The organism is Polyangium spumosum (assembly GCF_009649845.1).
GTDB lineage: Bacteria > Myxococcota_A > Polyangia > Polyangiales > Polyangiaceae > Polyangium > Polyangium spumosum.
In genome coordinates, this window is the sequence record NZ_WJIE01000001.1 from 914,330 (window position 1) to 936,439 (window position 22,110).

Sequence of the window (22,110 nt, forward strand, 5' to 3'; positions counted from 1 at the left end):
GTGCGGGGTGAAACCCCGGCCGGGCGCTACGCTTCGCCGGTCGAGATCAAAAACCGCGCGTCCCGCGCGTCCCGCAGCAAGGCCATCGCCGTGAGCGCGCCAGCCTGCTCGCGTAGGTCTGCGACGGCTGTCTCGGCGGGCCAGCCCTCGGCGAGCGGGCGGAGCGCCGTGACGTCGACGCCGGCCTTCCCGAGCAGCGCGATTGCCGCGTAAAACCCGCTCTTGCTCACGATCGCGAGCGGCGCCGGCATGTCGAGCGGCGCGCCGGGCGTCGTGCGTGGCACGCCTCGACGAACTGGCTGTGCGTGCTTGCCGAGCACGAGCTCGAGCTCCGGGACGAGCACGCCCTGCTCGCGTCGCGTCGGCATGAAGCAGAGCGCTGCGAGCAGGCCGCGCCCGTCACAGGCGAGGATCGCGTCGGGCACCGGGAGCCGGCCGAGCGGCGCGTCCCAGGGCACGCTGATCGCCGTCACGTCCTGCCCGAGCGGCGTCGAGCGGGCGGGCACGTCCTCGGGCATGGCGCCCTCCAGGTCCTCGGCGGTCAGGATGCCGCCCGCCACGGGGCCTCCTGCCGCCAGCAAGGCGCTCACGGCCTCCTCCGAGGCGAGGGCGAGAGGTCCGGCCGATCCGACACGCTTGAGCAGCGCCGCGCGTTTTGTCGCGCCCGCGGCCTCGGCTGCCGCGACGCCGGCCCGCGCGAGGCTGCCGAGCCCCGATCGACCACGCGCCGCGTGCAGGATCGCGAGCAGGCCGAGGGATCGCGGCACGGCGACGTACGCGCCGGACGGGATCTCTTTCTCGGACTTCCAGCCACGCGGACGAGTGGCGCCTTTTCCCGGCTGCAGGGAGCGTCCGTCGATCACGCGCGCCCCGGCGCCGCCGCCCGCGACGATCACCACGACGGGCGAGAGCAGGACGGAGGCGTCTTGCCCGGCGGCTGCGAAGAACCCTGCGATGACTGCGTCGGCTGCGCTGCCTCCGGCGTCGAGCGCGGCCTGCGCCGGGCCCTGCGTGGTCGAGGAGCGCGCGAGGGCGAGTGCGCCGCGGATCACTGCTCCTCGTCCTCTGCGACGAGCGGTCGCACGATGGGCGCGACCGGCGCCGCGATCGATCCGGCCTCCGGCGCGCGGCCCGTGCGCGCGAGCGTGGCGACGAGCGTGCTCTTCGCGCGGATCGCGGCGCCGCGCGTCCCTTCGACCACCAGGAAAATATCGCGACGTTCGCCGAGACGCTTCGCCACACGATCGAGCGCGGCGGCCGACAGCATGGTCTGCGCGCCGAGGGATCGCAGGCGCGTGTAGACCACCGGGCCGCGCGGCAGCTCGTCACGCGCGGCATCGAAGATGGGGAGCACGCCCGCGGCGCGCGCCGTGTCGATCACGTCCTCGCGCTCCCACATGCCGCGCGGCTCCCAGAAGCGGAGCGCGCCTTCGGCCGGGATACGCGCGAAGAGCGCGGCGATGCGCTTGCGGTTCGCCGCGGTGGGTCGGATCTCGGTCGAGGTCGAGAGCACGATGCACCGCGCCTCGAGCGTCGTCGCGACCTCGAGCGAGGTGGCGAGCGCGTCATCGAGCGCCTTGCCGGGGGCGAGCTCGGCGACGACGCGCGGCAAGACCACGCTGAACACGAAGGCGGGCGGGGCCGCTTTGCGCCACTTCCGCAAGCCGGGCGCGCCGGGCAACGACATGTCGACCGGGCGGATCTCCACCAGATCGAGCTGATCCTTGTACTTCTTGATGTCGCCCTGGAGGGCGTGCAGGCCCACGTGGAGTCTTGCCATGGCGGGGTCTCTTTACTCGAAGTGGAACCACTGCGTGGGGTTCTCGCGCAAAAAGCTTTCCATGGCAGCGGCGATGCGCTCTGCGGCGAGGGAGAGCTCCGCCTCGCTGGGCCGGCGCGGCAGCGAGATCGGCGGACAGCTCCGCACCTCGTAGCGCATGTAACCCTGCCGCCGCGTGAAGACGGGCACGATCGGCGCGCCGCTCAAGGCAGCGAGCGAGAGCGGGCCCTCGGGCACGACGAAGGGCTCGCCGAAAAGCGTGACTTCGCGCCCGCGCATGCCCTGCGGGAGCCTGTCGATCTGGACCGCCACCACGCCGCCGCGGCGGAGGTGCGAGAGCAGGGGCAACGCGTCGAGCGGGCTCGTCCCCACGTGTACGATCCGCACACCCGCCTTGTCCCTCGCCTCGTCCGTGAGCGCCTCCGCGCGCTCGTCGCGCTCGTGCGCCATCACGACGACGACGTCGGCCGCGTGCACGCTGCGCAGGATCGGACCGGCGGCTTGCCAGCCCCCCGTGTGCGCCGTCGCGATGATCACGCCGCGCCCTTGCCCCGCCGCGCCGACGTAGTTCTCGTCCGACGCGCAGAGGCCGACGAGGCGCTCGGGCCGATCACGCCCCACGAGGAACGCCTCCGTCAAGCAGCTCGCGAAGCTCGCGAAGACACGCGCGACGTCCATGGTCTCGACGAGGACGCTCCGGGGTCCGAGCGCGCGCCTCAGGTTCTTGCGCACGGCGCGCCGCTGCCGCCCGAGCGCGGCCCCGAAGGCGAGCCCGATGAGCGGAGGCGCATAACGCACGAAGGGGCGCGGGCCGTGCGTCACGCCTGCGTCGAGCGCGCGGCGCCAGAACACGGAGTCGTGCCGGCGCAGATCGTCGAGCAGCTTGCCGAGGTCGTCTCCGATCCCCACGGGCCTCCCCTAGCGGCTCAACGGCGCGGCGCAAAGGGCGGCGCGTCGGGCTCGACGGCCCCCTCGTCTCCAGCGCTGGATCCAGGCTCTCGCTCGATCCTCCCGATACGCAAAAGCCCCCACTCACCGACCTCCCGCGCCGCCGGATCTTCATGCGCCGCGGCCCGCTCGAGCGTCCGCAGGTTGTCTTCTGCGTCCGGCCCCTCGGGATCTCGCGCGAGCTTGTTCGCCGCCACGATCGCCGCGTTCCGCGCGAGCCCTCCGCGGCGCGCGCGACGGAGCGGCGTGCCCTGGATCGTCTCGGGGAACGCCTCCTCCTCGATCGAAGCGAGATCCGAGAGCCGCGTCTCGGACCAGCGCGAGAGCGGATGGAACTGCTGCGTCCTCGCCTCGGGCGGCGGCGCCGTCCGGTTGTACGGACAAACCTCCTGGCAGACGTCACAACCGAAGAGGTGCTCGCCGATCGCCTCGCGTAGCTCCTCCGGCGGCGCGTCGTGTTGCTCGATCGTGAGGTACGAGATGCATCGCCGCGCGTCGAGCACGAAGGGCGTCGGGAACGCGCCCGTCGGGCAGGCGTCGAGGCAACGCGTGCACGCTCCGCAACGCTCGTGCATCGGCACCCCCGGCGTGAGCACAAGCGTGGTGACGACCTCGCCGAGCATGACGTAGCTGCCCTGCCCCGGGACGATCACGAGCCCGTTTTTCCCGACGAAGCCGAGCCCCGCGCGCGAGGCCCACGCGCGCTCCATCACCGGCTCGATGTCGCAGAGCGGGCGCGCGTCGATGCCGGGCCCGAGGCCGCGGATGAACTCGGCCAGGCGGCGCAGCTTCTTGCGTACGAAGAGGTGATAGTCCTGCCCGCGCGCGTAGCGGGCGATCCCACGCGCGACCTCGGGATCGTGCGCCTCGGCCTCGGCCGAGCGCGCGTAACGACGACCGACACACACGACGCTCCGCGCGCCCGGGAGGATCGCGGGTGTATCGAGCCGCCGCCGCTCCTCGACGTACTCCTCGAGGTACCGCATCGTGCCGTGCATCCCGGCCTCGATGAACGCGCGGTAGCGGTCGTGCTCGACGTCGAGCGGCTCGTCGGCGCGCGCCACGCCGACCACGTCGAAGCCGAGCTCGAACGCCCTCTCCCGGATCTGCCGATCGACGTCGCTCGAGGACATCTCCGCCTCCTCGCACGCGCGAGCTTGCTCGACGATCGAGCTATCCGAACAGCCGATCGAGCACGATCGCGCACGCCGCGCGCACGCTCAGGTGATTGTAGCCCGTGTCTCGGTCCGCGTGGATCGGCGCGAGGCGGACGTCGGCCGACGCGACGAGCTCACCCGCGAGGCCCCAGCCTGTCCCGAACGTGATGAGCACGGGTTTGTCCGTTCGCTCGAGCCGCGCGCGAGCATCGGCGTACCCCGTGACGGGCCCCCGCTTCGCCGAGGCCGCCGTCGTCCAGAGCTCGATCCCCGCGCGCCCCGCGCCCGGCGCGAGGGACTCGTAGACGTCTTCCAAGCTCGGCACGATCCGGAGCACGTCGAGCGCGTCGGCGCGATCCGGGATGCGCTTCTTGCCCGAGCCGTGGATCCAGTGATCGCGGATGCGCTCGGCGAGCAGACGCTGCGCCGCGACCGGGTGCACGATGTGAAGCTCCATCACGCCGAACGTGCGCGCGCTCCGGGCCATGTCGTGCAGGTCGAGGTTCGTGATCGCAGTCGTCACCGTCTCCCCGGCGCGATCGAGCACGGGGTGGTGGACCAGGGCGAGCGCGACCTTCGTCACGACGAACCTCGCTCGGCGCGCAGGCGCTTGGCTCGCTCCATGAGGTCGGGCCTCCGCTCCGCCGTGCGCTTCTCCGCCTGCTCGCGCCGCCAGGCCGCGATGACGGCGTGGTTGCCGCCTTTCAACACCTCGGGCACCTTCATCCCTCGAAACTCCTCGGGTCGCGTGTAGTGAGGGTGCTCGAGCAGCCCGTCCATCACGACGCTGTGCGACTCGAGCATCGCCGAGTCCGCGCTGCCGAGCACGCCGGGCAAGAGCCGTGAGCATGCGTCGACGATCGCCATCGCCGCCACCTCGCCGCCCGCGAGCACGAAGTCACCGAGCGAGATCTCCTCGTCGACGAACGCGTGCACCCGATCGTCGAAGCCTTCGTAACGGCCACACACGAGCGTGATCCACGGACGCTCCGCGAGCGCCTCGACCTTGCGCTGGTCGAGCACGCTCCCCTGCGGCGAGAGAAGCACGCGGTGCGAGCGCGCCGCCTCCGCGCCCTCGTGGCCTTCACGCGCTCGCTCCTCGACCGCCTCGATGCACCCGACCACGACGTCGACGCGCATCACCATCCCCGAGCCTCCGCCGTACGGCGTGTCGTCCACGCTCCGGTGTTTGCCGAGCCCGTGCTCGCGCAGGTTCGCGCAACGCGCGTCGAGCGCGCCTGCGCGTACAGCGCGGCCGACCATCCCCGTCGTCAGGAATGGCTCGAACATCTCGGGGAACAGGGTGACGATGTCGACACGCATGCGCGCGCCTCGTCAGGTCAGGCCGTCGATCGTGACGAGCCGGACGAGGCCTGCCTGCGTGTCGACGGAGGCGACGTAGTCGTCGAGCAGCGGCACCTCGAGCTTGCCGCCGTCCGCGCGCTCGACGACGAGCACCTCGCAGGTCGGGTACGAAGCAAGCGCGAGGACACGACCCACGACCTCGCCGGACGCGAGCTCGGCGCGCGCGCCTTCGATGTCGCACGCGTAGAACTCGCCCTCTTCGAGCGGCGGGAACTCGTCGCGCGGCACGAGCAGGACCGCGCCACGCAGCGCCTCGGCCGCGTCGCGATCTGTGACGCCCGCGAGCCGCGCGAGCACCGCCTTGTTCGCGCTCCGGACCGAGGTGATCTCCGCTCCGCGCTCCGTGCCATCCGGCAGGCGCAACTTCAGCGTCGGCCGCTCGGCGAGCAGGTCGGAGCCCTCGTGGTAGAGCTTGAGGCGCAGCTCGCCCTGGATCCCGTGGGCGCGCGCGATCTCCGCGACGGCGACGAACCGTCGCGGGGCCTCGCTCTCGGTCGTGGCGCGTCTACGCGGGATCAATCCAGGATGTCGAGGTGGGCCCGGAGGCCCGCCTTGCTGGCGGCCGCGTTGAGGAGCGCGCGGATCGACTGCGCGGTGCGGCCATCCTTGCCGATCACCTTGCCGATGTCCTCGCGCGCCACGCTGAGCTCGATGCGAGGGAAGCGATCCCCCGTGACCTCGCGGACGGTCACCTTCTCGGGCTGATCCACGAGCGAGCGCGCGATCAGCGCGACGAGATCCAGCAGCATGGTGGAGGACGCAGGAGAGGGCGCCATGCCTCGTTACTTCGCGACCGTCGCCGAGACGACGTCCGGGCGCTTCAGCAGGAGCTCGACCGTGTGCGAGGGCTGCGCCCCGACGTCGCGCCAGTGCTTCACGCGGGCCGGATCCAGGCGGATCTCGTTGCGGCGCGGGTCGTACGTGCCCAAACGTTCGATGAAGCGGCCACCACGCGCAGCGCGCTGATCGGCGACGACGATACGGTAGAACGGGGTCTTCTTCGTGCCCGCCCGGGCGAGGCGGATATGAACGGCCATCGGTGAACCTCGGTCTTCTTGGAGATCCGGCGCTTGCCGGGCGCGGGCATGACCCGCTCGCTTTCGCGATCCCCCGACGCATCACGCCAGGGGAACGGGGGTGCGAAGGGTAGGCAGAACCCCTCCCCCGGTCAAGGCCGAACAAGACGCAATTTCGTCGAGGGGTCTTCGCTCGGGCACACGCGGGCGGCCCGGACGCACGCGCACGTCGTACAACAGGGTTTGTAGCTGGAAACGAGGGAAGAAGGGACACGCGGGAGCCCCCCGCGCAGCGACCTGGACAGGCGAGACGTCAGCCGATCTCGAGGATGATCACGCCGCGATTCGGGTCGTCCTCGTCGTCGTGAGGCTCCTTCGCCCCGCCTCCAGGGCGACGCGGAGCCGGGTATCGCTCGAGCGGGAGCTCCAGGCGAGGCCGGTTCTCCTCACGCTGCAGGCGCTCCCTCTCTTCCCGTTGTCGGATTTGCTCGATGATGAAAGGAGGTAGCATCCGGACTCCTCCGCACCGCGTGCTGTGGCGTCGCTCGGATGAACGTGCCTAGCAAGAATGGGCCCGTTCATGAGTCGAATCTAGCAATGAGAGTAACGGGGTCAAGCTTATCGCCCGGGACGACGGTGTTATGCTCGCCGCCTCTATGACGCAGGATGGCGTGGGATCGCCGGAGCAAGAGCGCCATGTAGCGCGCGCCTCTCGTGCTTCGTCCTCGTCGCCGACGCCCCGAGCACGAGCGCGGGGCGCGGCGAAGCAGGCGCGCCGTTCCCTTGCGCTCTGCGTGGCGCTCGGCATCGGCCTCGCCTCCGTGGACACACGCGCCGCCGCGTTCGACGTCGCGGACACGACGTGGGAGGGCTGCTCGGAGCTCTACGGCCTCGCGGTGAACGAGCTCGGCGACGGGCGCGTCAAGGCCGTCGCCGTGCTCGACTGGAACGAGGTCACGCCGAACGACGGTGTGCTCGTCCTGCACCCGCTCCAGAGCATGGATCCGGAAGAAACCGCGGCCTTCATGAAGGCCGGCGGGCGCCTCGCGATCGTGGACGACTACGGCCGCGGCGAGGAGACGCTGCGGCGCTTCCACATCGAGCGCACGGTCTTGCCCTCGCGCCCCGTCGCGGCGCTGCGCAACAACCCCCAGCTCGCGATCGCCGAGCCCGTGCTCACCGGTGACAAGGGGCAACTCACGGGCCCGCACCCCGTCGTGGCGAGCGTGCAGCAGTTCGTCACCAACCATGCGACGGGGCTCCGCCACCCGAACCTCTCGCCCGTGCTCGAGGTGCGCGCCGTCGGCGAGCCGCCGGCGATCGTCGCGGTCGCAGGCCAGGTCGGCAAGGGCCGGCTCTTCGCGCTGAGCGACCCGTCGGGCCTGATGAACCAGATGCTGCGCTACCCCGGCAACCGAGCGTTCGCCGTGGGGCTCGCCCACTACCTCGTCGACGAAGACGGCGGCGAGCGGCAAGGCGGCCGGCTCTACATCGTCGCCAACCGCTTCTCCGAGGAGGGCTCGTTCGGCGGCAAGTCGACGCTGCGCAAGGACATCGAGGGCCAGATCCGATCGATCAGCGACGCCCTCGCGGAGGCGCGTCGAGACGGGCTCCCGAGCTGGGCCCACTGGGTCCTCGCGCTCGCCGCGGTGCTCGGCGTGGCCGCGTGGGTGACGCGAGCAGCAGGGCGCCCGTACAAGAGCCCGCAACCACGCTTCGCGCGGCCCGTGCCGCTCGTCGCGCAAGGAGGCGTGGCTGGTCGCTTCGCGCTGCTCTCGGCCCCGTCCTCGCCGCCGGGCCTGCTCCTGCTCGAGCTGAAGAGCGCGCTCGTCGAGGCGCTCTCGCACAAGCTCGGCGCGCCCCTCGATCCGTCGACGGACGCCGTGGTTTCTGCAGCCGAACGCGCGGGAGGCCTTGACGAGCGTGGCCGCTCGGCCTTGAAAGAGGTCCTCGCCGTGATGCAAAAAGCCGAAGCCTCCGTCGTCGCGGGCAGGCCCGTCCGTGTGCCCCGCGCGGCGCTCCGGAACGCGGCCGCCGTCGTGCGAGACGTGCTCGCACGGGCGGGCGCGATCACGTCCGAGCCGCTCGGCCACGCCGACGCTGCCAGAGGCACGACCTCCGATCGCCCGACGGGAACGAGCCCGACGAGCGACCCCTCACGAACCCCGAGCCCGCCCGCACCCGCAGAGGAGAGCGCCACTTGACCCAGGCCGTCGCCATCGAGGAGATCGCCGCCGCCAAAGAGCGGCTGGACGCGCTCCGCCGGGAGATCACGCGCGTCTACATCGGTCCCTCGCGCACCGTGGATCTCATGCTCACCGCGCTGCTCGCGCAGGGCCACGTGCTCCTCGAGGGCGTGCCCGGCGTCGCGAAGACGACGCTCGTGAAGGCGTACGCGTCGGCGCTCGGCGCCTCCGTGCGGCGCATCCAGTTCACGCCGGATCTCCTGCCCGCCGACATCACCGGCACGTACGTGCTCTCGCCGAAGGAGGGCACCTTCTCGCTCAGGCCGGGGCCCATCTTCGCGAACGTCGTGCTCGCCGACGAGATCAACCGCGCGCCCGCGAAGACGCAGTCGGCGCTGCTCGAGGCGATGCAGGAGCGGCAGGTGACGATCGAGGGCGACAGGTTCGAGCTGCCCGCGCCGTTCATGGTGCTCGCGACGCAGAACCCGATCGATCTCGAAGGGACGTACCCGCTGCCCGAGGCGCAGATCGATCGCTTCCTCGTGCGCGTCGCCATCGGCTACCCGAGCGCGAAGGACGAGGTCGCGATGCTCCGCGCGCACAACGCCGAGCCTCCGCGCGCCCGCTCGGTGCTCAGCGTGGACGAGCTGCTCTCACTGCAGAGCATGGCGCGGCGGATCCACGTGGAGGACGATCTCTACGAGTACTGCGTCGGCCTGACCACGTTCACACGCACGCACGCGCGCGTGCTGCTCGGCGCCTCGCCGCGCGCGACGCTCGGCCTCGTGCAGGCCGCGAAGAGCGCGGCCGTGATCGCGGGGCGCCCGTTCGTCACGCCGGACGACGTGCGCGGCGTGGCGACGTCGGTGCTCTCGCACCGACTCGTGCTCGTGCCCGAGGCCGAGGGGGACACGCGCGCGCGGGACGCGGTCATCGAGGACGCCGTGCAGCGCGTGGCCTACCGGCGCGCGGTGCGCCCGGTCTAGCGATGCAGCTCTTCCCCACGCGCACGGCGGCGCACCTCAGCATCGCCGCGATCTCGGTCGCAGGCGTCGGCCTCATCGCGCGCGAGCCTGCCATCGTCGGGTGGGGAGGGGCGATGCTGCTCGCGATGGCGCTCGCCCGCGCCGTCACGCTCGTCTCGGTCTCGCGTATCCGCGCCGCCGGCTTCGAGATGCTCTGGAGCGGGCCGCGCCGCGTCGTGCGCACCGGCCGCGGCAGCACGATCGAGATCGAAGCCGAGGTGCGCAACCGCGACACCCTCGCCGCGCGTTACGTGCGCCTCCGACCCATCGCCTCGTCGCAGCTCCAGATCACGATCGAGCCCTCCGCGGGCGAGGTGATGGCCTCCGGGCGCCTCAAGGTGAAGGTCTGCGTGCACGCGCCTCGCGTGGGGCAACACGGCGTGCACGGGCTCGCGCTCGAGGTCCACGGCGCGCCCGGGCTCTTCGAGGTACCTCTCACCTTCGCCAACCCCTTCGGCGTGGAGGTCCTCCCGCGCCCCTTCGCGGCGTGGCTCCCCTCCCCGCGCGGCGGACGGAGCAAGCTGCTCGCGTCGAGCGGGCGCCCCGGACGCGCCCGCGGCGAGGGCAGCGATCTGCGCGAGCTGCGCGAGCATCGGCCGGGAGATCCGTTCCGCCGCATCGCGTGGAAGGCGAGCGCGCGGCGCGGGAACTTGCTCGTGCGTGACTTCGAGCGCGAGGAGCGTGACGTCGTGTGGGTCGTGCTCGACGCGTCGGTCGAGCTCTGGGCCGGCCCGCTCGGCCGCGCGCCCCTCGATCTCGCGATCGACGAGGCCGCGTCGATCTGCGCGCGGTACCTCTCGCGTGGGGATCGTGTCGGGCTCGCGGTCTACGCGTCGACCGTGCGCGCGTTTGTCCTGCCCGACCAGGGCCCCGCGCATGGGCAGAAGCTCGCGCACCTGCTCGTCACGGCGACGGGCACGCACGACGCCTCGCGCAGCGATCTCGACGAGGCCGACGTGGCCGTCCGCGTCCTCGAGCACCTGCGTCCTCTCGACGCGCGAGGTCTCTCGGATCTGCGCCGCGGCGACCTCGATCGCCTCGCCTCGCGCGCCGACGCGGTTCGCCCTCGCGCGCCCTTCGCGCCGCCCGCGCCCGAGGGCCGGAGCCCGCGCGAGCGAACGCTCCGCCGTTACCTCGCGGCCTACGGCATCGAGTCGCCTGCACGCGCGGAGGCCGAGCGCCACGAGTCCGGCTTCACGCTCGCCGAGGTCCTCGCGCAGATCGTCAAGAGCAAACCCAAGCCGAGCGTCGTGCACGTCGTCGCGCCCGCGCCCTCCGAGATCGCGCAGGAAAAACCCGTCATGGACGCCCTGCGCCGCCTCTCGCGCCACTCGGCGTCCGTCACCTGGTCCATGCCGCAGTTCGATCCGGCCCTGCTTCCGCCGTGGGATCCGCCGACACGCGCGGATGGTTCGCCCTCGGAGGAGGTCGCCGACGGGTCGCGCCGGGCCGCCTGGGAGGAGGCCGCGGGGGTCGCCGCCGAGGCCGTGCTCGTTCGAACGCGCGTGGCCGTCCGCCGCAGCGAGACCGTCCTTCGCCGTCTCGGCGTGCGCGTCACCAAGATCCGCGCCACCACGACGAAGCGCCCCGACGTCGCGGACCCCAACGCGACCTGAGCCCGCACGTCGCCCGTCCGCGCGACGGTTGGAACACCAACGAACGTCTACCGAGATCACGAGCCTGCCATGTCGATCGCCGAACGCCTCCGCTCGCGCGGCCTCTCGCCCAAGAAGCGGTTCGGCCAGAACTTCCTCGTCGACGTCTCCGCGTCACGCGCCATCGCCGAAGCCGCGACGACGCCGCCGGGCGGCACCGTGCTCGAGATCGGGCCGGGGCTCGGCGCGCTCACGCGCCCCTTGCTCGAACGCGCGGCGAAGATCGTGGCGGTCGAGCGTGATCGTGATCTCGTCCCGCTGCTCGCGGCCGAGCTCGAGGCGCCGATCGCGGAGGGACGCCTCTCGATCCTCGAGGCCGACGCGCTCACCGTCGACTGGGCGGCCGAGCTCGTCGGCCCGCGCCCGCACGTGCTCGCGGGCAACCTCCCGTATCAGATCACCGGCGCGCTGCTCGAGCGGGCGACCGGGCTCGCCGATCGCATCGATCGTGCGGTGTTCATGGTGCAGGCCGAGGTCGCCGATCGGCTCCTCGCGCCTCCTGGATCGAAGACGTACGGCGCGCTCTCCGTCTTCGTGCAGGCCGCCTTCGACGTGAAGCGCTTGCTCACGGTGCGCGGCGGCGCGTTTTATCCGCGCCCCGACGTCGACTCGGCGGTCGTCGTGCTCTCGCCGCATCGGCCGCCGCGGGCCAAGGAGACGGAGAGCTTCCGTGAGGCCGTCCGCGCGGCGTTTGGCGCGCGGCGCAAGACGCTGCGCAACGCCTGGCGCTCGCTCTACGGTTGGTCCAAGGACGAACTCGAGGCGCACGCCGCGGAGGCTGGGATCTCGCTCGACGCGCGTGGCGAGACGCTGGCGGTCGAGGATTTCGCCCGAATTGCGGCGAAGAAGCGCTAGAAACCCCTGCTCATCCGCTCCGGACCCCTCGACAGTCCTCGGTCGCCGTGGTAGTGGCGGCGCGCGTTCGTCGTAACGGCGTTTCGCTGGAGGAGCCCCGCCCAATGTCGGTTGGAAAGATTACCCAGGTCATCGGCCCCGTCGTCGACGTCGACTTTCCGGCGGGCCAGCTTCCGAGGATTTTGAACGCGCTCAAGGTGTCGAACCCGAGCATCTCGGGCGAGGCGGACAACCTCACGCTCGAGGTCGCGCAGCACCTCGGCGAGTCGACCGTGCGCGCCATCGCGATGGACACGACGGACGGCCTCGTGCGGGGCATGGATGTCCGTGACACGGGCAAGCCGATCATGATGCCGGTCGGCCCGGCTTGTCTCGGGCGCATCCTGAACGTCGTCGGCGCGCCCGTGGACGAGGCTGGCCCCGTGAACGCGGACAAGTTCGCGCCCATCCACAAGGATCCGCCGAAGTTCGTCGATCAGTCGACGAAGGTCGAGATCTTCGAGACGGGCATCAAGGTCATCGACCTGCTCGCTCCGTACCGCAAAGGCGGCAAGATCGGCCTCTTCGGCGGCGCTGGTGTCGGCAAGACCGTGCTCATCATGGAGCTCATCAACAACGTCGCGAAGGCGCACGGCGGCGTGTCCGTGTTCGCGGGCGTCGGTGAGCGCACGCGCGAGGGCAACGACCTCCTCCTCGAGATGAGCGAGTCGAAGCTCGAGTCCGGCGCGCCCGTCATCTCGAAGGCCGCGCTGATCTACGGCCAGATGAACGAGCCGCCCGGCGCGCGCGCCCGCGTCGCGCTCTCGGCGCTCACGGTCGCGGAGTACTTCCGCGACGAGGAGGGCCAGGACGTGCTCCTCTTCGTCGACAACATCTTCCGCTTCACGCAGGCCGGCTCCGAGGTGTCCGCGCTCCTCGGCCGCATCCCGAGCGCCGTCGGTTACCAGCCCACCCTCGCGACGGAGATGGGCGCGCTCCAGGAGCGCATCACGTCGACCACGAAGGGCTCGGTCACGAGCGTGCAGGCGATCTACGTCCCTGCCGACGACCTCACGGACCCGGCGCCCGCGACGGCCTTCGCCCACCTCGACGCGACGACCGTCCTCTCGCGCGCGATCAGCGAGCTCGGCATCTACCCGGCCGTCGATCCGCTCGACTCGAACTCGACGATGCTCGACCCGCAGATCGTCGGCCAGAAGCACTACTCGGTCGCGCGCCGCGTGCAGCAGACCCTGCAGCGTTACAAGGACCTGCAGGACATCATCGCCATCCTCGGCATGGACGAGCTCAGCGAGGACGACAAACTCGTCGTGCAGCGCGCCCGCAAGATCCAGCAGTTCCTCTCGCAGCCCTTCTTCGTCGCCGCGCAGTTCACCGGCCGTCAGGGCAAGCTCGTGAGCCTCAAGGACACGATCGCGGGCTTCGAGGAGATCATCGACGGCAAGCTCGATCATATCTCCGAGCAGGACTTCTACATGGCGGGCGGCATCGACGAGGTGAAGGCCCGAGCCGAGGGCGGCAAGCGAGCCTGATCATGGCCGACACCATCATGCTGGAGATCGTGACGCCCACGGGCGTCGCGCTGCGCAAGGAGGTCACGGACGTGACCGCGCCGAGCGTGGCGGGTGAGTTCGGCGTGATGCCGGGCCACCTGCCGCTGCTCGCGGCGCTGCGCACCGGCCTCGTCACGTACCACGAGGGTGGCAAGGAGCATCGCCTCGCCGTCGCCCACGGGTTCGTCGAGGTCGTGGGCGACAAGGCCCTTCTCCTCACGGAGAAGTACGTCAACAAGGACGACGTCGACGTCGTCCGGGTTCGCCTGCGCCTGAAGGAGGTCGACGCGGAGCTCGACCACTGGCAAGGCGACCTCACGGATCCGTTGCGTCGTACGCTCATCGAAGAGGAGCAGTGGCTCGCCACGCAGCTCGAGCTCATCGGTGATCCGCCGCTGCCGCTCGTGCGTGAGGACACGCGCTTCATCGCGGAGCACGCCGAAGCGCCGCCCGTCGAGGAGATGGTCGAGGGGCAGACCCCCGACGAGAGCCTGACGGATCACAAGAAGCCCGGTTCGGCCTTCCCCGAGGCCTGAAGAAGCGTCCCATCGCGACGCATCACGTTTGCATCACGTGTACGGACGCGCCGGTTCGTTCTCCGAGACATAGGCTCGGGACGATCGGCGCGTTCGTCGTATCCTGATGCCGTAGACGATGATTCACGCCGACACGATCGCGCGGGTCAAGGAGCGCACGGATCTCGTGTCGCTCGTCGGCGAGACCGTCCGTCTCACGCGACGCGGACGGTCGTTCGTCGGGCTTTGCCCCTTCCACAAGGAAAAATCGCCGAGCTTCCACGTCAACCCGGAGCGCGGCATCTTCCACTGCTTCGGCTGCAAGGAGAGCGGCACGGCCATCGACTTCATCATGAAGGTCGAGGGCATGAACTTCGCCGAGGCGGTGCGCGCCCTCGCCGAGCGGAGCGGCGTGGAGATCGTCGAGACCGCGACGGAGGCCGAGCGGCGCGAGGCGAACGCAGCGCGTCGCGCGCGGGACGATCTCTACGCCGTCAGCCACCTCGCGGCGACGTTCTTCGAGCAGAGCATGCGCGGCCCGAGCGCCCATCCGCTCGCGCACCACGCCCTCGCCGAGCTCGCGCGGCGCGGCCTCGACACGGGCGAGGCGACGGGCCCCATGGCCGACGCGCTGCAAGCGTTTCGCGTGGGATACGCCCCGCCTGGCTGGGACGGCCTCGTGAACTTCCTCAAGCGGCAGGGCGTCTCGCCGGTCGTCGCCGAGAAGGTCGGCTTGCTCGTCGCGCGTGGCACGGGGACGGGGTTTTACGATCGGTTCCGGCACCGGCTCATGTTCGCCGTGACCGACGTGCAGGGCCGCGTCATCGCCTTCAGCGGCCGGAGCCTGCCCGAGCCCACGCCCGACGAGCTGCGGCGCTTGTCCCTCCAACCCTCGACGTCGGGCGAGTCGCCGGCGAAGTACATGAACAGCCCCGAGTCGCCGATCTACACGAAGGGCGAGCACCTCTTCGGGCTGCACCAGGCGCGGCACGCGATCCGGCAAGAGGGCCAGGCGATCCTCGTCGAAGGCAATTTTGATGTCCTCAGCTTGCACGCGCGGGGCGTCTGCAACGTCGTCGCGCCGCTCGGCACCGCGTTCACGACGAACCAGGCGCGGCTCCTCAAGCGCTTCGCGCCGAAGGTCGTCTTCTTGTTCGACGGCGACGCGGCCGGCCGCAAGGCGACGTTCGCGGGTCGCGTGCCCTGCAACGAAGGCGAGCTCGACGCGCTCGCGGCGACGCTGCCGGTGAAGGTCGATCCCGATGACTTCGTGAGGACGAAGGGGCCCGACGCGCTGAAGAACCTCGTGAAGGCGTCGAAGGACCTCTACCAGCACCTCATCGACGACGACATCGACCGGTTCAACGACGCCACCCCGGACGGCACGAACGCCCTCGTCGGTCGCGTCGCGACGCTCATCGCCGAGCTCAAAGATCCGCTCAAGCGCGGCATTTTGAAGAGCCACGCGATGCGCCGCATCCACGCGAAGCTCATCGTCCATGGCGTGGCGCTCGCCGATCCGCAGCAGCTCGAGCGGCGCCTCGCAGCGCCAACACGTTACGACAGCTCGTCGCAGCCCGAAGCTCAGAGCTTGGCCGAGAGCACGGAGCCTCATTACAGAGCACGCTCACGGTCCCAGGCGCACGAGATGCAAGGGCACATCCTGGGCGCGCTGCTCGACCACCCCGGTCTTCTTGAGGATCCAGAGGTGATGGAAGCGCTTGACGTGCTCGATGGTGATCTCGCGCTCGCCGCTGGCGCGGTGCGTCAGTACTTCGGGACGGAAACGCAACTTATTCCCGACGAATTTCTTGCGCAGATCCCGGCGTCGATCCAAGCATTCGCGGCTGGACGGCTCGCATCGCCCGTCTTCGAGACGGCCGATGTGGCGAGGGCAACGCTCTTAAAGAACGCAGGGAAGTTGAGAAGCTTGAGCTTGTCACGCGAGAAAGCCGCGACGGTGGACGAGCTCCAACGAGTCGCGCCGCTGGGGGATGTGGAGCGCGAAGTGGCGCTGCTTCGCGAGGCGGAGCGCAAGGCGAAGGCCAAGTTGGGGCTCGGCTGACGCGGTTTGTCGAACCGTGCGCCATCGAGCATGGCTGCGCGGGCGTGAATCACGGATTTGTTCTCGGTTGGTTCCTTGAAGCACGTGGCCCGACGTGGGCCCGGTGGAGCGAATGGGATGGCGAGCAAGGCCAAGCAGTCTGCGGGTCGGGCAAGCGGATCGGGCGCGGGGAAGAGTGGCGGCGGAGCCGCACACGGCGCTCGGGGGGACCGCGGGACGAGGTCGCAGGCACCGGATGGGGCGGGGAAGTCGGATCCGCGCAAGGCGCTCGAGAAGCTCGTCGATGCGGGCAAGACGAAGGGCTTCCTCACGTATGACGAGGTGAACGACGCGCTGCCCGCGGACGTCTCGCCCGATCAGCTCGACGACGTCGTCGGCGCGCTCGGCGACGAGGACATCGAGATCGTCGACGGCGCGACGCAGGTGAAGATCGCGCCGAAGCGCATCGCGGACGAGGAGGCGAGCGACAAGAAGCTCGTCGTCACGCAGGACCGCGAGGAAGAGGACGTCGACTACTACTCGAAGTCGAACGATCCCGTCCGGATGTACCTGCGCAAGATGGGGAGCGTCTCGCTCCTCACGCGCGAGGGCGAGGTCGAGATCGCCAAGCGCATCGAGAACGGCGAGCTGTCGGTCAACGCCGCCATCCTCGACTCGCCGATCGCGGTGCGCGAGATCATCGACCTCGGCGAGAAGCTCCGGAAGCACAAGATCCGCGTCAAGGAGCTCATCAAGGACGCCGAGAGCGACGACCAGGAGTTCGACGAGGAGGAGGCCGATCGCCGCATCATCCGCCTCATCGACAAGGTCAAGCGCCTCGACAAGAAGAAGGCCGACCTGCTCGAGGAGCGCAAGGAGGTCAAGACCGACGGCCGTCGCAAGCAGCTCGACGCCGAGGTCGTGCTGACCACGGGCGAGCTCGTGACGACGCTCGAGGAGATGCGCCTCAACAAGAAGACGATCGACAAGATCGTGCAGAAGTTGAAGGGCCTCATCTCGAAGGTGGAGAAGGCCGAGGCCGGCGCGACCGAGATCGAGAAGCGCACGGGCATGAGCAAGGCCGAGCTCCGGCGCGAGCTCGTGAAGGTGAAGGGCAACAAGCTCGCCGAGGCGCGGCTCGCCAAGAAGCTGAACGTCTCGCGCGAGGACCTGCTCGACCTCGAGTCCACCCTGAAGAACGCGCAGAAGGGGCTCAAGAAGGTCGAGGAGGAGCTCAACATCGACGTCGAGGCCATCCGCCGCACCTACGAGAGCATCCGCGAGGGCGAGCGCATGGCCGAGCGCGCGAAGGCCGAGCTCGTCGAGGCGAACCTGAGGCTCGTCGTCTCCATCGCGAAGAAGTACACGAACCGCGGCCTGCAGTTCCTCGACCTGATCCAGGAGGGGAACATCGGCCTCATGAAGGCCGTCGACAAGTTCGAGTACAAGCGCGGCTACAAGTTCTCGACGTACGCGACGTGGTGGATCCGGCAGGCCATCACGCGCGCGATCGCCGATCAGGCCCGGACCATCCGCATCCCGGTCCACATGATCGAGACGATCAACAAGCTCATCCGCACCTCGCGTTACCTCGTCCAGGAGTACGGCCGCGAGCCGACGCCCGAGGAGATCGCCGAGAAGATGGAGCTGCCGCTCGACAAGGTCCGCAAGGTCCTGAAGATCGCGAAGGAGCCCATCTCGCTCGAGACCCCGATCGGCGAGGAGGAAGACTCGCATCTCGGCGACTTCATCGAGGACAAGAGCGTGATCTCGCCGGCCGAGGCGGTGATCAACATGAACCTCGCCGAGCAGACCCGGAAGGTGCTGAAGACGCTCACGCCTCGCGAGGAAAAGGTCCTCCGCATGCGCTTCGGCATCGGCGAGAAGAGCGACCACACCCTCGAAGAGGTCGGCCAGGACTTCGAGGTCACGCGCGAGCGCATCCGGCAGATCGAGGCCAAGGCGCTGCGCAAGCTCCGCCACCCGAGCCGCTCGAAGCAGCTCAAGAGCTTCATCGATAGCTGAGCTTGTCCGGTCCGCGCCGCAGCGCGTAGACTGCCAGCATGAACACGAGGGGTGCTCCGAAGCGATCGTTCGCAGGGGGAGCGCCCCTCGTTCTCTTTGTGCTGGCGGGCCTTGTTGGCCTCGCGGCGGGCTGCGCGCGTGACGTGACCGAGGACGACTGCAAGGCCGTGGGCGCGCACCTGCACGAGCTCTGGACCGCAGAAGCCAAGTTCCCCGAGGCGGCGAGCCCGTCGGCGGAGAAGGCCGTCGCCGTCGTGAAGAGCGAGGGGCAGAAGCTCGAGGAGTCGTTCCTCGCCGACTGCAAGCGTGACCTCGTCGGCAAGCCACGCGCGTCAGGCGAGTTCTCGTGCCTCAGACACGCAAAGACGCTCGCGGACGTGCGCACCTGCGCGACGATCCCGGCGCACTAGTTCAAGTAACGCTTGTCCTTCGGCGGCGTCTTCGAGCCACCCTCGATCACGCGCAGCGGAGGCCCCGACGCGCGGCGCGCGCGCGCCGCCGCAGCCGACGCCGCAGCCTCGGCGCGCAGCGAGGCCGTCTGCGCCTGGATCTGCCGCAGGCGAAGCTTCAGGTACAGGCGCCGGAGCGGCGAACGATCCCCGAAGAGCCAGCCGGCCAGCATGCCGCCGAACGGCGTCACGAGCCCCTCGGGCGTGTGCTGGTTCAGCGCGATCACGTTCAGCACGGAGAGCACGAAGATGATCGCGACCATCGTGTATGCCGACACCGGCAGCACGAAGAACATCCGCACCTGCGAGTCGCGGTTCTGCAGCGCCCACGCGACGGCGACGGCCTCGATCATGCCGAGCCCGCCGAACCACACGGCCGCGTTCAGCTTCGGGATGAGCGCGCCCACGGCGACCTGCGTGGCGAAAGCAAAGGCACCCGCGCCGAACAGGAAGATCAGCATCCGCCGCGCGCCCCAGCGCGACTCGAGCGTGGGCGCGAGGAAGTAGAGGCCGAGCAACGTCATCAGGAAGTGCCCGGGCCTCGACGTGTCGTGGAAGAGCGGCGCCGTGAAGAGGCGCCAGATCTGGCCACGGAGCACGCCCGAGGTCGTGCCAGCCATGAACTGGGCGACGCTCGCGCCGACCTCCACCCAGTTGATGCTCAGCGCGAGGCCGACCCACAGGACGGTGATCGCGATCATCATCCCGCTGATGGCCTTGCCAGGCCGAGGCAGGACGAACGGGAGGGGGCTAGGGCGCATCGTCCATGGAGCTACCAACAGGAACGCGGACGAGCAACCGAAGGGCGCGGGAAAGGCGCGTTGCGGCCGTCCGGAGCGGGGGGAAGGTCCGCTCGCGGCGGAGCGCCGCGTCCGATCAGAAGAAGTTGCCGATCGTGAATTCGAAGCGGCTGGGCTGCTCGTAGGGCAGCGGGCTGAAGGGGAAGCCGTACTCGAAGCGCAGCGGGCCGAGCGGCGAGAACCAGCGCAGGCCGACGCCCCAGGAGGTGCGGACGTTGAGCAGCGACGACGGCGTGAAGCAGGGGTTCGTCGCGGAGAACGGCGAGGCCGGGTTCGCCTCGCAGTAGTTCCGCTCGAGGTTCCAGGCGTTGCCGAGGTCGGTGAAGATGACGCCGCGGATGCCGACCTGCTCCAGGATCGTGAACTCGAGCTCGGCGTTCTGGTAGTACATCAGGTTGCCGCCGATGTTCGTCCCGTTGTTGAAGGGACGCGCGTTCGGATCGAGCGTCTGGTTCAACGTCAGGCGCGGGCCGACGCTGCGCAGGAGGAAGCCGCGCAGGTCGAGGATGCCGCCGAGGAAGAAGCGCGCGAAGATGGGCACGCCCTCGGGCGAGGGGCTCGTCACCACGCCGGCCTCGCTGTTCACCTTGAAGACGAGCCAGTCGCGGATCGGGTAGTAGAAGCGCGCCGTGTTGCGGAAGCGGACGAACTGCTGCTCGCTGCCGAGGTACTTCGAGGCGAGCTCGACCGAGCCCTGGATGAAGATACCCGCCGACGGGAAGAGCTGGTTGTTGCGGGTGTCGTAGGTGATCGTCGGCCGGATGCTCGACGTGATGCCGTCGTTGTAGACGTTCGCGAGCGGCACGCTCTGGAAGAAGTTCACCGCGGCCGCGGTGCCGAAGAGCGTCGACGTCGTCTGCGTGGAGATCTGGTTCGACTCGAGGGTGTACGTGAGCGCGACGCGGAGCTCGGGCTGGATGATCGGGTAGCCGAGCGTGAGCGCGCCGCCGAGCGAGGTCTGCGAGAAGTCGTTGTAGACGCGGAGCTGGTCGTACGCGCTGATCGCCGCGGAGAACTGCGTGTCGAAGAGGTACGGCTCGAAGAACCGGACGTCGATGAGCTGCCTGAGGCCCGAGATCTGCGCCTGCAGCGAGAGCGACTGACCGCGGCCGAAGAGGTTCTGCTGCTGGACCTGCGCCGTCGCGATGAAGTTCTCGATGCTGGAGAAGCCCGCGCCGACCTGGAACGTGCCCGTCGGCTTCTCGACGATCTCGACGTTGACGTTGATGTGCTCGGCGTCGTCGCCCTGCTCGGTCGAGATGTCGACGCGCTCGAAGTAGCCGAGCATCGTGATGCGACGCTTGCTGCGCTCGAGCTTCGACTCGCTGAAGAGCTGCTCCTCGAGCACCTCCATCTCGCGGCGGATGACCTTGTCGCGGGTCTTCGTGTTGCCGCGGATCTCGATGCGCCCGATCTTGATCGGCTGGTTGCGCCGGATCGCGACGATGATGTCGACCTCTTGCCGCTCCGGATCGAGGTCGGTCGCGGGCGGGGCCTCCACGTTCGCGTAACCCTCGTCGCGGTACATCGTCTGGATCCGGCCGAGATCCGCGGCGAGCTCGGCGCGGTTGAACCAGTCGCCGCTCTTCGCGCGGACCATCTCGCGCAGGCGCCTGCGCCCGCCGATGGGCTCGATCTCCTTGCCCTCGGCGTCACGCTCGTAGACGCGCATCTGCCGGATGCGGTAGCGCGGACCCTCGTTGATCGTGAGCGTCACCTCGATGCCCGTGCGATCCGGCGTGAGCATCACGCGCGGCGTCGCGATCTGCACCGAGAGGAAGCCGCGATCGTAGTAGAGCGCCGAGAGCACGAGGACGTCGCGCTCGAACGCGTCCTGCCGGAACGCGCCGCCGGTGCCGAAGTCGAAGAAGCTGCCCTGCCCGGTGATCATCACCTCGCGCAGCTCGGCATCCGGGATGTTGTTGTTGCCGATGAACGTGACGCGCCGGACGGTGACTCGCTCGTGCTCCTTGATCTTGAAGCGGAGCAGCACCTCGTTGTCGCGCTGCGGCACCGTCTCGTACGAGACCTCGGCGAGGAAGTAACCCTCCTCCGCGTACTTGTCGCGCAGCTTCTGGATGCCGCGGCGGATCGCGTTGTAGCTGAGGATCGTGCCGGTCTTGACCTCGACGCTGAGCGCCTCCGTCAAGTCCTCGGCGCTGATGTTCTGGTTCCCGTCGAACTCGATCGTCTTGATGTTCGGACGTTCGCGCACGAGGATCCGCAGGTGGACCCCGTCGTCGCGGCGGGTGAGGTCGACCTCGACGTCCTCGAAGAAGCCCGAGTCCCAGAGCTCGCGCACGTCGCGGGACAAACCTTCGGGCGTGAAGGGTTTGCCCACGCGCGCCGTGCCGAGGTAGGCGCGGATGTCGTCCGCGGAGATGCGACGGTTGCCCGCGATGACCACGCGCGCGACAGGCTGCCCGCGAGCGAGCTCGGCCTCGGTGGGCGCGAGCGTGGGCACCGGCTGCGCGGCCTCTTCAGGGCTCGCGCCGGCCGCGGCTGCGCCCTTTCCGTTCGGCGCCGCGGGCGCGTCCGCGTCCCCGTCTTCGCCTTCGTCGCCTTCGTCGCCTTGCGCTGCCGCGGGCGCTTGCGCCGCTGCGGGAGCTTGCGCCGCCGCGGGCTCTTTTGGCGTCCCCGCGGGCGGGCCCCCTTGCGCGAAGGCCACCCGAGGCGAGAGCCCGAGGATCGTGAAGACGACCAAGAGGGCGCGCATCCAGAGGATCCGGAGTCGGCT

General features: G+C 69.8%; 21 protein-coding genes. 9 read left to right on the forward strand and 12 right to left on the reverse strand.

All coding sequences use genetic code 11. The features are described 5' to 3' along the window. Positions 1–26: 26 nt before the first annotated feature. From GF068_RS03925 to GF068_RS03970, 10 genes are all read right to left on the reverse strand, one after another. Positions 27–1,052, reverse strand: coding sequence for a hypothetical protein (locus GF068_RS03925; RefSeq protein WP_153817909.1), 1,026 nt, complete (start codon positions 1,050–1,052; stop codon positions 27–29). Continuing rightward, entirely contained in the window at positions 1,049–1,780 is a 732-nt protein-coding gene (locus tag GF068_RS03930) for a DUF72 domain-containing protein (RefSeq protein ID WP_153817910.1), read from the reverse strand. The genes GF068_RS03925 and GF068_RS03930 overlap by 4 nt, the downstream gene beginning before the upstream one ends. A gap of 12 nt (positions 1,781–1,792) precedes the next feature. Further along, positions 1,793–2,689, reverse strand: coding sequence for a lysophospholipid acyltransferase family protein (locus tag GF068_RS03935; protein WP_338046209.1), 897 nt, complete (start codon positions 2,687–2,689; stop codon positions 1,793–1,795). 17 nt (positions 2,690–2,706) lie between these two features. Continuing rightward, positions 2,707–3,861 carry a tRNA epoxyqueuosine(34) reductase QueG gene (queG, locus tag GF068_RS03940; protein WP_153817911.1) on the reverse strand — a complete coding sequence of 385 codons (1,155 nt, stop codon included), beginning with the start codon at positions 3,859–3,861 and terminating at the stop codon, positions 2,707–2,709. Between the two features lie 40 nt (positions 3,862–3,901). After that, positions 3,902–4,468, reverse strand: coding sequence for an RNA methyltransferase (locus GF068_RS03945; RefSeq protein ID WP_338046210.1), 567 nt, complete (start codon positions 4,466–4,468; stop codon positions 3,902–3,904). Continuing rightward, on the reverse strand, positions 4,465–5,208 hold the full coding sequence (gene trmD, locus GF068_RS03950; RefSeq protein WP_153817912.1) for a tRNA (guanosine(37)-N1)-methyltransferase TrmD: 744 nt from the start codon (positions 5,206–5,208) through the stop codon (positions 4,465–4,467). The genes GF068_RS03945 and trmD overlap by 4 nt, the downstream gene beginning before the upstream one ends. 12 nt (positions 5,209–5,220) lie before the next feature. Continuing rightward, complete coding sequence (rimM, locus tag GF068_RS03955; protein ID WP_153817913.1) at positions 5,221–5,769, reverse strand: ribosome maturation factor RimM; 549 nt, start codon at positions 5,767–5,769, stop codon at positions 5,221–5,223. Further along, complete coding sequence (locus GF068_RS03960) at positions 5,766–5,999, reverse strand: KH domain-containing protein (RefSeq protein ID WP_170319324.1); 234 nt, start codon at positions 5,997–5,999, stop codon at positions 5,766–5,768. Before GF068_RS03960 ends, rimM begins: the two co-directional genes overlap by 4 nt. A 33-nt stretch (positions 6,000–6,032) precedes the next feature. Beyond that, positions 6,033–6,287: a 30S ribosomal protein S16 gene (rpsP, locus tag GF068_RS03965; protein ID WP_153817915.1), complete on the reverse strand. Its 255-nt coding sequence runs from the start codon at positions 6,285–6,287 to the stop codon at positions 6,033–6,035. Positions 6,288–6,579: 292 nt separating this feature from the next. Further along, positions 6,580–6,777: a hypothetical protein gene (locus GF068_RS03970; RefSeq protein ID WP_153817916.1), complete on the reverse strand. Its 198-nt coding sequence runs from the start codon at positions 6,775–6,777 to the stop codon at positions 6,580–6,582. A gap of 283 nt (positions 6,778–7,060) precedes the next feature. Here GF068_RS03970 and GF068_RS03975 point away from each other — a divergent pair, with 283 nt between their 5' ends. The 9 genes from GF068_RS03975 to GF068_RS04015 all read left to right on the forward strand — a co-directional run bounded on the left by GF068_RS03975 (position 7,061) and on the right by GF068_RS04015 (position 18,534). Further along, the gene (locus GF068_RS03975; RefSeq protein WP_206079391.1) at positions 7,061–8,470 is read left to right on the forward strand and encodes a DUF4350 domain-containing protein; all 1,410 of its coding nucleotides are present in this window, start codon (positions 7,061–7,063) and stop codon (positions 8,468–8,470) included. Then, positions 8,467–9,438 (forward strand): AAA family ATPase, encoded by a 972-nt coding sequence (locus tag GF068_RS03980; protein ID WP_153817917.1) that lies wholly within the window; start codon positions 8,467–8,469, stop codon positions 9,436–9,438. The genes GF068_RS03975 and GF068_RS03980 overlap by 4 nt, the downstream gene beginning before the upstream one ends. Positions 9,439–9,440: 2 nt before the next feature. Further along, positions 9,441–11,093, forward strand: a complete 1,653-nt coding sequence (locus GF068_RS03985) for a DUF58 domain-containing protein (protein ID WP_153817918.1) — start codon at positions 9,441–9,443, stop codon at positions 11,091–11,093. A gap of 69 nt (positions 11,094–11,162) precedes the next feature. Further along, positions 11,163–11,987 carry a 16S rRNA (adenine(1518)-N(6)/adenine(1519)-N(6))-dimethyltransferase RsmA gene (gene rsmA, locus GF068_RS03990; protein ID WP_153817919.1) on the forward strand — a complete coding sequence of 275 codons (825 nt, stop codon included), beginning with the start codon at positions 11,163–11,165 and terminating at the stop codon, positions 11,985–11,987. A gap of 104 nt (positions 11,988–12,091) precedes the next feature. Next, entirely contained in the window at positions 12,092–13,519 is a 1,428-nt protein-coding gene (gene atpD / locus GF068_RS03995; RefSeq protein ID WP_153817920.1) for a F0F1 ATP synthase subunit beta, read from the forward strand. 2 nt (positions 13,520–13,521) lie between these two features. Next, positions 13,522–14,076, forward strand: coding sequence for an ATP synthase F1 subunit epsilon (gene atpC, locus GF068_RS04000; RefSeq protein WP_153817921.1), 555 nt, complete (start codon positions 13,522–13,524; stop codon positions 14,074–14,076). A 118-nt stretch (positions 14,077–14,194) separates the two neighbouring features. Next, the gene (gene dnaG / locus GF068_RS04005) at positions 14,195–16,120 is read left to right on the forward strand and encodes a DNA primase (RefSeq protein WP_153817922.1); all 1,926 of its coding nucleotides are present in this window, start codon (positions 14,195–14,197) and stop codon (positions 16,118–16,120) included. Between the two features lie 117 nt (positions 16,121–16,237). After that, positions 16,238–18,124 (forward strand): RNA polymerase sigma factor RpoD, encoded by a 1,887-nt coding sequence (gene rpoD / locus GF068_RS04010; protein ID WP_153817923.1) that lies wholly within the window; start codon positions 16,238–16,240, stop codon positions 18,122–18,124. 38 nt (positions 18,125–18,162) lie between these two features. Then, positions 18,163–18,534 carry a hypothetical protein gene (locus GF068_RS04015; RefSeq protein WP_153817924.1) on the forward strand — a complete coding sequence of 124 codons (372 nt, stop codon included), beginning with the start codon at positions 18,163–18,165 and terminating at the stop codon, positions 18,532–18,534. Here GF068_RS04015 and GF068_RS04020 read toward each other — a convergent pair. After that, a complete protein-coding gene (locus GF068_RS04020) occupies positions 18,531–19,334 on the reverse strand; it encodes a rhomboid family intramembrane serine protease (protein WP_153817925.1) in 804 nt (267 codons plus the stop codon). The two genes, GF068_RS04015 and GF068_RS04020, sit on opposite strands and share 4 nt — an antisense overlap. 115 nt (positions 19,335–19,449) lie before the next feature. Then, positions 19,450–22,089 carry an outer membrane protein assembly factor BamA gene (gene bamA, locus GF068_RS04025; RefSeq protein ID WP_153817926.1) on the reverse strand — a complete coding sequence of 880 codons (2,640 nt, stop codon included), beginning with the start codon at positions 22,087–22,089 and terminating at the stop codon, positions 19,450–19,452. Positions 22,090–22,110 lie beyond the last annotated feature (21 nt).